At 71.5% G+C, this 10,518-nt stretch carries 12 protein-coding genes; 6 read left to right on the forward strand and 6 right to left on the reverse strand.

Annotated features, from left to right (window positions below; translation table 11 throughout):
• Nucleotides 1-252: 252 nt before the first annotated feature.
• The 5 genes from GU5_RS0104005 to GU5_RS13920 all read left to right on the forward strand — a co-directional run bounded on the left by GU5_RS0104005 (nt 253) and on the right by GU5_RS13920 (nt 4,903).
• Nucleotides 253-1,047, forward strand: coding sequence for an NUDIX domain-containing protein (locus tag GU5_RS0104005; protein WP_010524291.1), 795 nt, complete (start codon nt 253-255; stop codon nt 1,045-1,047).
• Nucleotides 1,044-2,318, forward strand: a complete 1,275-nt coding sequence (nadA, locus tag GU5_RS0104010; protein WP_010524292.1) for a quinolinate synthase NadA — start codon at nt 1,044-1,046, stop codon at nt 2,316-2,318. Before GU5_RS0104005 ends, nadA begins: the two co-directional genes overlap by 4 nt.
• 11 nt (nt 2,319-2,329) lie before the next feature.
• Nucleotides 2,330-3,187, forward strand: coding sequence for a carboxylating nicotinate-nucleotide diphosphorylase (nadC, locus tag GU5_RS0104015; protein ID WP_029513998.1), 858 nt, complete (start codon nt 2,330-2,332; stop codon nt 3,185-3,187).
• Nucleotides 3,184-4,323, forward strand: a complete 1,140-nt coding sequence (locus GU5_RS0104020) for a cysteine desulfurase family protein (protein WP_010524294.1) — start codon at nt 3,184-3,186, stop codon at nt 4,321-4,323. Before nadC ends, GU5_RS0104020 begins: the two co-directional genes overlap by 4 nt.
• 94 nt (nt 4,324-4,417) lie before the next feature.
• Entirely contained in the window at nt 4,418-4,903 is a 486-nt protein-coding gene (locus GU5_RS13920) for an Hsp20/alpha crystallin family protein (protein ID WP_010524295.1), read from the forward strand.
• Nucleotides 4,904-5,017: 114 nt separating this feature from the next.
• On the opposite strand, the gene GU5_RS0104030 is transcribed toward GU5_RS13920, so the two are convergent.
• Nucleotides 5,018-5,566: a hypothetical protein gene (locus tag GU5_RS0104030; RefSeq protein WP_010524296.1), complete on the reverse strand. Its 549-nt coding sequence runs from the start codon at nt 5,564-5,566 to the stop codon at nt 5,018-5,020.
• Between the two features lie 117 nt (nt 5,567-5,683).
• Here GU5_RS0104030 and mgrA point away from each other — a divergent pair, with 117 nt between their 5' ends.
• Nucleotides 5,684-6,721, forward strand: coding sequence for an L-glyceraldehyde 3-phosphate reductase (gene mgrA / locus GU5_RS0104035; RefSeq protein WP_010524297.1), 1,038 nt, complete (start codon nt 5,684-5,686; stop codon nt 6,719-6,721).
• Nucleotides 6,722-6,743: 22 nt separating this feature from the next.
• On the opposite strand, the gene GU5_RS16625 is transcribed toward mgrA, so the two are convergent.
• The 5 genes from GU5_RS16625 to GU5_RS0104060 all read right to left on the reverse strand — a co-directional run.
• Complete coding sequence (locus GU5_RS16625; protein WP_010524298.1) at nt 6,744-7,466, reverse strand: ASCH domain-containing protein; 723 nt, start codon at nt 7,464-7,466, stop codon at nt 6,744-6,746.
• Between the two features lie 43 nt (nt 7,467-7,509).
• Nucleotides 7,510-7,872 (reverse strand): VOC family protein, encoded by a 363-nt coding sequence (locus tag GU5_RS0104045; RefSeq protein ID WP_010524299.1) that lies wholly within the window; start codon nt 7,870-7,872, stop codon nt 7,510-7,512.
• Between the two features lie 11 nt (nt 7,873-7,883).
• Complete coding sequence (locus GU5_RS0104050) at nt 7,884-9,083, reverse strand: low temperature requirement protein A (RefSeq protein ID WP_050806585.1); 1,200 nt, start codon at nt 9,081-9,083, stop codon at nt 7,884-7,886.
• A 27-nt stretch (nt 9,084-9,110) separates the two neighbouring features.
• On the reverse strand, nt 9,111-9,803 hold the full coding sequence (locus GU5_RS0104055) for an HAD-IA family hydrolase (protein ID WP_010524301.1): 693 nt from the start codon (nt 9,801-9,803) through the stop codon (nt 9,111-9,113).
• Between the two features lie 139 nt (nt 9,804-9,942).
• Nucleotides 9,943-10,518 (reverse strand): DUF1697 domain-containing protein (locus tag GU5_RS0104060; RefSeq protein WP_369750453.1); only part of this gene is annotated, 576 nt, incomplete at its 5' end.

Consider the following 10,518-nt stretch of genomic DNA (forward strand, 5'->3'; position numbering starts at 1 on the left):
GGACCGACCACCCGGATCAACGACGAAAAGCCGCAGCTGCAGGGCTGGAAGGACCGCGGCCACTGAGCCGGAACGCCTGACCGCTGATCACGAGGGCTCCGGGGCCGTCACCACGACGGCCCCGGAGCCCTCGTCTGCGTCCGCACCCGGTGTGGTCGACAGCCGCGTGCGGGCCCCCTTCGCTACTTCAGGTTGACATGACCTTATGAAGTGCACCATAGTGTCAGGAATACCAGAAGCCCAGGAGGTCCGATGCCCGAGGTCCCGTCCGCTGCGGCGACGTCCCCGCGTCCGGCGAGCGCGGCACACCCCGAGGCGGCGACCTGCGCCGCCTCGTCGCTCGAGCTCGCCGTCTCCACAGTGGTGTTCTCGCTGCGCCCCCACCCCGACACCGGCGAGCTCACCCTGTGGCTGCCGCTGGTGCGACGCATCCGCGAGCCCTTCCACGGGCTCTGGGCGCTGCCGGGCGGCCCGCTGGAGCCCGAGCAGGACCTGGTGAGCTCGGCCCGCGCCACCCTGCACCAGACCACCGGCCTGGCCCCGCGCCACCTCGAGCAGCTCTACGCCTTCGGCGACGTCGACCGCTCCCCCGCACGCGCGGAATCCGACACGACGACCACGCCGCGGGTGGTCTCGATCGTCTACTGGGCGCTGGTCCGGCAGGACGAGGACGCCGCCGCCGTCGTCGGCGAGAACGTCGAGTGGTTCCCCGCAGACGACATCGCCGAGGAGGCCGGCCCGCTGGCCTTCGACCACGACGTCATCCTCGACTACGCGCTGCGTCGGCTGCGGGCGAAGGTCACCTACTCCCCCATCGCCCACGCCTTCCTTCCGGAACGGTTCCCGCTGGCCGATCTGCGGCGGGTCTACGAGGCCATCCTGGGCCGCGCCCTGGATCCGTCGAACTTCCGCCGGCAGATCCTCGCGCAGGGCACCGTCGAGGACACCGGCGAACGGATGACCGGCACCGCGCACCGTCCGCCCAAGCTCTACCGTTCCACCCCGCGCCGTTCCCGCTACACGCTCACCATCGAGGAGACTTCATGAGCCTGTCCGTCCACGACCGCCTCGAGCTGGCCCCGCAGGAATCCTGCAACGACTCGCTGCCGGCCGGCCCCTGGGAGTTCGACGCCGACCCCGGCTACGGCCCCGGCGCCTCGGAGGCCGACCCCATCCCCGATCCCGTCACCCGGCCGGGCCAGCTGCCCGAGGAATACCGCAGCCTGGACGACGCCGAGCTGCAGCGTCGCATCGTCCGCGCCCGCGAGACCCTCGGCTCGAAGCTGGTCATCCTGGGGCACTTCTACCAGCGCGACGAGGTCGTCCAGCACGCCGACTTCGTCGGCGACTCCTTCCAGCTGGCCAACGCGGCGCTGACCAAGCCCGACGCCGAGCACATCGTCTTCTGCGGAGTGCACTTCATGGCCGAGACCGCCGACATCCTCTCCTCGGCGGACCAGCAGGTCATCCTGCCCAACCTGGCCGCCGGCTGCTCGATGGCCGACATGGCCGACGAGGAGTCCGTCGAGGAGGCCTGGGAGGACATCGCCGAGGTCTACGGCTTCGACCCGGAGGCCGCCGAGCCCGACGCCGAGGGGAAGCTGCCGGTCATCCCGGTGACCTACATGAACTCCTCGGCGGCGCTGAAGGCCTTCTGCGGTCGGCACGGCGGGATCGTCTGCACCTCCTCGAACGCGGCCGCCGTGCTCGAGTGGGCCTTCGAGCGGGCCCACCGGGTGCTCTTCTTCCCCGACCAGCACCTGGGCCGCAACACGGCCAGGGCGATGGGCATCGGCCTGGAGCAGATGCCGATGTGGAACCCGCGTCAGGAGCTCGGCGGCCACACCGTCGAGCAGCTGCAGAATGCGAAGGTGCTGCTCTGGCACGGGTTCTGCTCGGTGCATCGGCGCTTCACCGTCGACCAGATCGAGAAGGCCCGCGCCGCGGACCCGGAGGTGAAGGTCATCGTGCATCCGGAGTGCCCGATGCCGGTGGTCGAGGCCGCCGACGCCTCCGGCTCCACCGATGCGATCAAGAAGTTCATCGCCGCTTCCTCCCCCGGCGACACCATCGCCGTGGGCACGGAGATCAACATGGTCAACCGGCTCGCCGCCGAATACCCGGACCGGACGATCTTCTGTCTGGATCCGGTGATCTGCCCCTGCTCGACGATGTACCGCATCCACCCCGGCTATCTGGCCTGGGTGCTGGAGGAGCTGGTCGCCGGACGTGTCGAGAATCGGATCAGCGTGCCGGCCGAGATCGCCGACGGCGCGAAGGTCGCCCTGGACCGCATGCTCGCGGCGAAGCCGCGGTGAGCACGCCGATGCTGCTCACCGCCGAGACCATCGACCGCGTCGTGCGCACCGCGCTGGCCGAGGATGCGCCGTCGGGCGATCTGACCACGGCCGCCTTCCTCCCCGAGGAGGCGGCGGCCGACGCCGCGCTGGTCGCCCGCGAGCCCGGCGTGTTCAGCGGCGCGGCCGTCTTCGCCGCCGCGATGACTGCGCTCGACGAGGCCGTGGAGGTCGCCATCCACCTCGAGGAGGGGGCCCGCTTCGAGGCCGGCACCACGCTGGCGGAGGTGACCGGGCCGGCTCGACCGATCCTGACCTGCGAACGCACTGCGCTGAACCTGGTGCAGCGGATGTGCGGGATCGCCGCCGCAACTGCCGCGCACGTCGAGGCCGTCGCCGGCACCGGTGCGCGGATCGTCGACACCCGCAAGACGACCCCGGGACTGCGGGCGCTGGAGCGCCATGCCGTGCGCTGCGGCGGCGGACACAACCACCGGGCGGGGCTCTCCGACGCCGTGATGGCCAAGGACAACCATCTGGCCCTGGTGGAGGACCTCGCCGCGGCAGTCGCGGCGGCGAAGGAACGTCTGCCGCACACCACCCACCTGGAGGTCGAGGTCGACAGGGTCGATCAGATCGAGCCGGCGCTGGCCGGGGGAGCCGACACGATCATGCTGGACAACTTCACGCCGGCGGATCTGCGCCGCGGCGTCGAGCGGATCGCCGGACGCGCCGTCGTCGAGGCCTCCGGCGGGGTGACTCTGGATTCGGTGCGGGCCATCGCCGAGACCGGGGTCGACGTCATCAGCGTCGGTGCTCTGACCCATGGGGCACGAGCCCTCGACCTGGGGTTGGACATCACCACGACTTCGCGGGGCGGGACTTCATGAGCGGAGCCGTCTATCTCGACTCCGCGGCCTCGGCGCCGGTGCGTCGTCAGGTGCTGGAGGCCATGTGGCCCTTCCTCTCGGCCCAGCATGCCAATCCGTCCAGTCGCCATGAGCCGGGACTGGCGGCCGGCCGGGCGCTGGAGGACGCCCGACGCCGGGTCGCACGCCGACTGGGCGCCCGACCGGCCGAAGTGATCTTCACCTCAGGCGGCACCGAGGCGGACAACGCCGCGGTGAAGGGCATCGCTCTGGCGGATCCGCGCGGACGCCACGTGCTGGTCTCCGCGCTGGAGCACCCGGCGGTCGCCGAGTCGGCGGCCTGGCTGTCGCGGATCGGGTACACCGTGGAGACGGTGCCGGTCGATGCCGACGGCACAGTCTCCCCCGAATCTCTGAGCGCCCGGCTGCGCGAGGACACCACGCTGGTGAGCATCCAGCACGCCAGCAATGAGGTCGGCACCGTCCAGGACATCACGACACTGGCATGCCTGACCCATGAGACCGACGCCCGCTTCCACACCGATGCGGTCCAGGCCGCCGGCTCCGAGCGGCTCGACGTCGGCGCGCTCGGCGTCGATGCGCTCAGCCTCGCCGGGCACAAGCTCGGCACGCCCAAAGGCGTCGGCGTGCTGGTGCTGCGCCGTCGCACGCCCTTCGAACCGCTGCTCCACGGCGGCGGCCAGCAGCGCGAGCGCCGCTCGGGCACCGAGGACGTCGCCGGCGCCGTCGGCATGGCCGCCGCCCTGGAGCTGGCCGCCGAGGACGACGTCGCCGGTCTGCGCGCTCGGCGCGACGCCTTCATCGCCGCCGTCGAGGATCGCGTGCCCGGCGCGCGGCTGACCGGCAGCCGCACCGCCCGTCTGGCCGGACACGCCTCGTTCGTCGTGGCCGGGCGCAGCGGCGAGTCGCTGCTGCTCGATCTGGAGCGCGACGGCGTGCTCTGCTCGGCCGGGTCGGCCTGCGCGGCCGGCAGCACCGAGGCCAGCCCGGCACTGACGGCGATGGGCGTCGACGAGGAACTCGCGCAGACTGCGATCCGCTTCAGCTTCGGGGCCGGGACCACCGCCGCCGAGCTGGAGCTGGCCGCCGAATCACTGGCATCCGCCGCCCGGCAGCAGGTCACGCAGAAAAGTTGAGCGAATCTGACTCAACTTCGGAATAGAGGCGGCCCCGACGTCGTTGGACCGGATGCAAGAATCGACAGCAGTCGCAGAAAGGGGATGATTCAGCATGGCCACGCCCATGACTCGCCTGGACCCGATGTCCCTGATGGACGACGTCTTCCGTTCGTTGCGCAGTCCGCTGCTCGGCTCCTCGGCTCTCGCCGGGGCCGGCGTCGGCGGCGACCGCGAATCCGGATTCGTGCCGGCGGTCGACGCCCGGCGCGACGGCGAGGACCTGGTGCTGCGCGCCGACCTGCCCGGCATCGATCCGGAGAAGGACGTGAACGTCGAACTCTCCGGCCGCACGCTCACCGTCTCCGGCGAGCGCCGCGCCGAGCAGGAGGCCGAGGGGCTCCGCGAGGTGCGCTACGGCTCGTTCCACCGCACGGTCACCCTGCCGCAGGAGGTCTCTTCTGAGGCGATCCGCGCGGACTACGACGCCGGCGTGCTGACGGTGACCGTCCAGGGCGTCTACGCCCAGGAGGCCCCGCAGCGCATCCAGGTCACCCGCGGCGAGTCCGGACAGGACTCCGCGCAGCAGATCGAGAGCTGATCGGCCGCTGAGCGGGCACCGACCCGCCGCTCGAGCGACGATGACTCCGTGGAAACGGTGGGAATGCTTCGTCATTCCCGCCCGTCCCGCGGAGTCATCGTGTGTGCGGGCGGCTCACAGCTCGGTGAGCAGCGCCTTCCAGAACTGCTTCCAGCGCTCAACGTCGGCCGGCGAGGCCAGCCGCTCGTGCTGCACCACGATCCGCGTCCGCTCGCCGTCGCCGACGGCCTCGGCACTGACCGCGGCACGCGTACCGTCGTCGAGGCGAACCCGCCAGTGCCGCCGCTTCGCCGTCGCCGAGGTCGACGGCGGACCGTCCGCCGCCGCGCCGTCGAAGGTTCCGCGGGCGTCGACCAGCCGGCGCCAGGACCGCATCGCCTCGTCGGCGGAGACGGGCAGCGTGCGGGAGGCCGAGGTGTGGAAGGTTCCGTCGGAGCGCTGTCCGGGCACGCGCAGCCCGCGATGCTGCTCATATCCGACCGCCACGCCCTGGGCCCACCACCCTGGATTCTCCAGCTGCTCGGGCATCAGCGCGGCGGCCAGCTCGGCGATGGCCCCGTGGGGACGATCGGCGGCGCCGGCGGCGTCGAGGGCCGCCACCCAGTCCGCCCACGGCCGAGCGGTGGCGGCGGCGATCGCCTCGGTGTTCTGCGTCCGGACCATGGAGGGAGCCTACTGCGTCGGGCGCCTCGGGCAGTAGTGTGGACGACGAGCGCCGCCGGCCTCCGCCGTCCGGGCCGGCTCGACTTCCCCTCCCCGTCCCCGTGAGAAGGAGCCGCCATGTACCGCGCCGCCGAGACCCGTTATGAGAACGCTGAGTTCCGCCGCGTCGGCCGCTCCGGCCTGATGCTCCCGCCGCTGTCTCTGGGACTGTGGCACAACTTCGGCGACGACGTGCCGGTGCAGACCCAGCGCGACATCCTGCACACCGCCTTCGATCACGGCATCACGCACTTCGACCTGGCGAACAACTACGGTCCGCCGCCCGGCACCGCGGAACTCAACTTCGGCCGGATCATGCGCGAGGACTTCGCGCCGTACCGCGATGAGATGATCATCTCCACCAAAGCGGGCTGGACCATGCACCCCGGTCCCTACGGCGGGCCCGGCGGCAGCCGCAAGTACCTGCTCTCCAGCCTGGACGCCTCGCTCGAGCGTCTCGGCCTGGACTACGTCGACATCTTCTACTCCCACCGGCCCGACGCCAACACTCCGCTGGAGGAGACCATGGGCGCGCTGGACGCCGCAGTGCGCTCCGGCAAGGCGCTCTACGCCGGCATCTCCTCCTACTCCGCCGAGGACACCCGGCGGGCGGCGGCGATCCTGCGCGAACTGGGCACTCCGCTGCTGATCCATCAGCCCTCCTACTCGATGCTCAACCGCTGGATCGAGGACGACGGGCTGCTCGACGTCGTCGAGGACGAGGGCGTGGGCGTCATCGCCTTCAGCGCTCTGGCGCAGGGCATGCTCACCGGCAAGTATCTCGACGGAGTGCCCTCCGGCTCGCGGGCGACGACGAAGTCCTCCTTCCGCGACGGCTTCCTCAGCGAGGAGAACCTCGCCCACATCCGCGCGCTGCGCGACATCGCCGCCTCCCGGGACCAGTCGCTGGCGCAGATGGCCCTGGCCTGGGCGCTGCGCGACGAGCGGGTGACCTCGCTGGTCATCGGCGCCAGCCGCCCCGAGCAGCTGACGGACAACCTGCAGGCGCTTCAGCATCGCCGCTTCACCGTCGAGGAGCTCGACGCGATCGAGCAGCACGCGGTCGACGGCGGCATCGACATCTGGGGCGCCGCCCGCCGCGGCTCCGCCGGCTGATCCGGGCTCGGCGCCCGAGGCGTCACCGCGTCCGGATCCCGAGGACGTCGACCTGGTCGTCGTCGGTGATCAGCGGATAATGGGTCCGCAGAACACGACGCAGGGAGTCCAGATCGGGGAGGTTCTCCCGCCGCACGTCCTCGGCGGTGAGTTCCCCGACCCGACGCTGCTCGACGGTCTCGATCGCACCGTGGAGCATCCGGACGCCTTCGACCTCGGGATCCTCGAAGACCATCGTCACCGGCCCCGGTCGGTGCGGGTCGGCGTGGCGCACCGTGACCGTCTTCCGTCCGGCGACCACGTCCTCGTAGTATCGCGCGGCGAAGTGCAGGATCCTCGTGGCTCCCACGTCAGGCTGACGACAACCGTGCGGGAGGAGATCCGCGACGGCCAACGGCACCGGCTCGGTCTCCGGACCGTCCGGTCCCGGGACCAGCACGGTCGCATCGGGGTGCATGTCCAGGAGCACCTGGCGGCACCTTCCGCAGGGGGCCAGCACCCCACGGTCGCCGTCGCCCACAGCGGTGATGGCCAGCAGCGCCTCGCCCGAGACGGCGGCGGACTGCCCCATGACGACCAGCTCGGCGCACGGTCCGCCGGTGAAGTGGTGGACGTCGACTCCAGTGTGGATTCGGCCGGCGGCGTCCATCGCCGCCGACGCCACCGTGTGAGCCTCCGACCAGCCCAAGCCGGCGACCGTCTCCCGTGCCGCGGCCAGCACGCGTCGCTCGTTGGCGGTCAGCATGCCCCGGACGATACCAGCCGATCGTCCCCCGGCCGCCGACGGGTCAGCCCCAGCAGAGGCAGAAGGGGTGGCCGGCCGGGTCCGCGTAGACGATGAACCCGCGCTCGCCGTCGCGGTCCGGGGCATCCTGGAGCAGCCGCGCGCCGCAGTCCATCGCGTGGGAATGGGCCCCGGCGACGTCGGCGACGTAGAAGTCGAGATGCATCTGCTGCGGCACGCCGTCCGGCCAGCCCGGCGGCTCATGATCCGGGGCGTGTTGGACGGCGAGCTGTTCGACACCCTCGATCAGAACGCTGTGCCAGCCGTCGTCGGCGGCGACCTCGCCGCCGAGCAGATCGGCCCAGAAGCGGCTGACCTCGTCGAGGTTCGCGGCGTCGAGGACGATGACCTGTCGTGTGATCTCCATGGATCCCAGCCTCACACCTCCGACTCGGCGGAGGCGATCTCCGCCGGCCGGGAGGACTGACGGACCTGGGCGGTGGCCAGCAGCAGGACCAGCAGCACCAGGGCGACGACGGCCGCGGCGCCGGTCGTGGTGAGCTGCAGCCCCAGCGGCACGGAGGCCGCCAGGACGAGCAGGGCGATCAGCCGCGAGCGCGAGAGCCGCCCGGTGCGCGCCCGGACGAAGATCAGGTTGCCCAGCAGATACAGCCCCGGCCCCGCGGTGAGCACGGTGACCACCGTCCAGTCGGCGGGATCGTGCGGATGGGCGACGACGAGCTCGATCGCCACCGCGCAGACGATGGCCCCGCCGACCATCAGCGCATGGGCGTAGGCGTAGGCGGCTCGAGCCATGGCCGCGGCCTCCTCCGTCTGCGGAGTCTCATGCTCGGAGTTGCCGTGCCGGGTGGAGAAGTACAGCCACCAGAGCATCACCAGCGCGGCGAAGCCGATGAGTGCGGCCAGCACGACCTCTCCGGTCAGTTCCACCTCGATGAGCGTGTTGCCCAGGATGAGGATGGACTCGCCCAGCGCGATGATGAAGACCAGCCGGCACCGCTCGGCCAGATGCGCCTCGTCCACCGGCCAGGTGCTCATCCGGCTGCCGCCCAGCCCCGGCACCCAGAACCGCGCCGCCGGGCCGAAGTAGTCGACGAGCACCGCCAGCACCCACACGGCCAGGCGGTGCTCCTCCGGCACGAAGACGCCGACGGTCCAGACGACGCCGGCCAGCGCGCTCCAGATCAGCAGCTGGGTGTAGTTCCGGCCCATCTGCGTGCGCCCGAAGGCCACGGCCATGAAGGCCGCGCGCAGCAGCTGGAAGAGCAGATAGGCACCGACGAAGAGCCCGGCCCCGGAGCCGAAGGCCGTCGGGATCGCCACGGCCATGCCGAGGGCGCAGAGCATGAAGACCGCCATCAGCACCCGCACGACGACGTGCTGGGGATCCATCCAGTTCAGCGCCCAGGCGGTGTAGTTCCATCCCCACCACACCGCGGCGAAGAGGATCGCGGCCTCGGCGGCCCCGGTCCAGCTGAGATGGTGCAGCAGATAGTGCGAGAGCTGGATGATGGTGAAGACGTAGACCAGATCGAAGAACAGCTCCATGCCCCCGACGCCGCGGGTTCCGGGCCGTGCGCCGCGCAGCACCCCGAGGGGGCCTCGTGTATCAGTCATGGGAGCATGGTATACGCCGGAGAAGTCTCAGCCGAGCCTGATGCTCAGCCGGCCCGCGGCGTCGGCGGCGACCGAGACTCCGGTGAGATCCTCGACCGCGTGCGTCGGCCCGTGGGCGGCGGCTCCGGCGCCGACGCCGATCACCGTCGCCCCGGCGGCCAGGCCGGCCTGCACGCCCACCGGCGAGTCCTCGAAGACCACCGTGTCGGCCGGGTCGACGCCGAGCCGCCGAGCCGCCCGGACGAAGCCCTCGGGATCCGGTTTGCTCGCCGAGACGTCCTCGGCGGTCACGCGCTGCTCGGGCACCGCGAGCCGGGCCGCCCCCATCCGGGCACGCGCCAGGCCCAGGCTGGCCGACGTGACCAGCGCATGCGGCAGCCGCTGCAGAGCTGTGAGCAGCTCCGCGGCCCCGGGGATCTCGACGATCCCGTCTGTCTCGACCTCCTCGGAGGCCAGCAGTCGTCGGTTGTCCTCGATGTTCTGCTCCATGGGACGATCCGGCAGCAGGATCGCCATGGTCTCGTGCCCCTGCCGACCGTGGGCGACCTGCAGCACGCGCTCGGGGTCCAGGCCGAAGGGTTCGGCCCAGCGCAGCCAGACCCGCTCGACGGCGGCGGAGGAGTCCACCAGCGTGCCGTCCATGTCCAGCAGCGCGGCGGCGACGGTGAATGACCGGGACGAGGCGGACGAGCCCTGCGGAGCGGTCTCTGCGGCGGTCATGGGGATCTCCTCGGACAGAGTGGACGATGAGGGCGACGCTCGCGACGAGCACGGACGGCCCCAGACTACTGCAGCACCCGACGCCGTCGGGGTCGGGCTCGGATCCGCCGGCGCCCGCGGCGCGATCCCGCGGACGTCGTCATGCCTCGCCGGCCGCCCGGACGAGCTCCTGCAGCCGCGTCGTGGTGCGCCAGTTGCGCACCGTCATGCGCTGATAGAGCGGCGTGCCGACGATCCGCGTCAGCCGGGACTTCGACGCCTGGGCGGCCACGCGCGAGAAGTAGACGACCCCGGGGCCCGGCGCGGCGCCGTCGACGCCCTCCCGCAGGGGTGGGAACTCGGCCAGCGCCTGGTCCGGAGTCAGCGGGCGCTTGAGGAAGAGCACGTCGCTGCGGAGATGCTCGGCCCCGTGATCCTCCGGGGCGGCCTCCACTACGGCGTCGAGCTCCTCCGCGGAGAGGACGACGACGGTGATCGGCACGCCCAGCCAGGATTCGAGCATCTGCTCCACGGCGTCCTCGAGCTCGGCCGACGTGCCGCCGCTGGTGGTGAAGACGACGTTGCCGCTCTGGATGTAGGTCCTTACTGATCCGTACCCGACGTCGCGGAACTGCTGGGCGAGCTCCGCCATGGAGACGATGTTCTTCCCGCCGACGTTGATGCCCCGCAGCAGGGCGACGGCAGGTCGCGGCGAGGAATCCATGCGGCACAGTCT

This window comes from Nesterenkonia sp. F, from assembly GCF_000220985.1.
Classification (GTDB): Bacteria; Actinomycetota; Actinomycetes; order Actinomycetales; family Micrococcaceae; genus Nesterenkonia.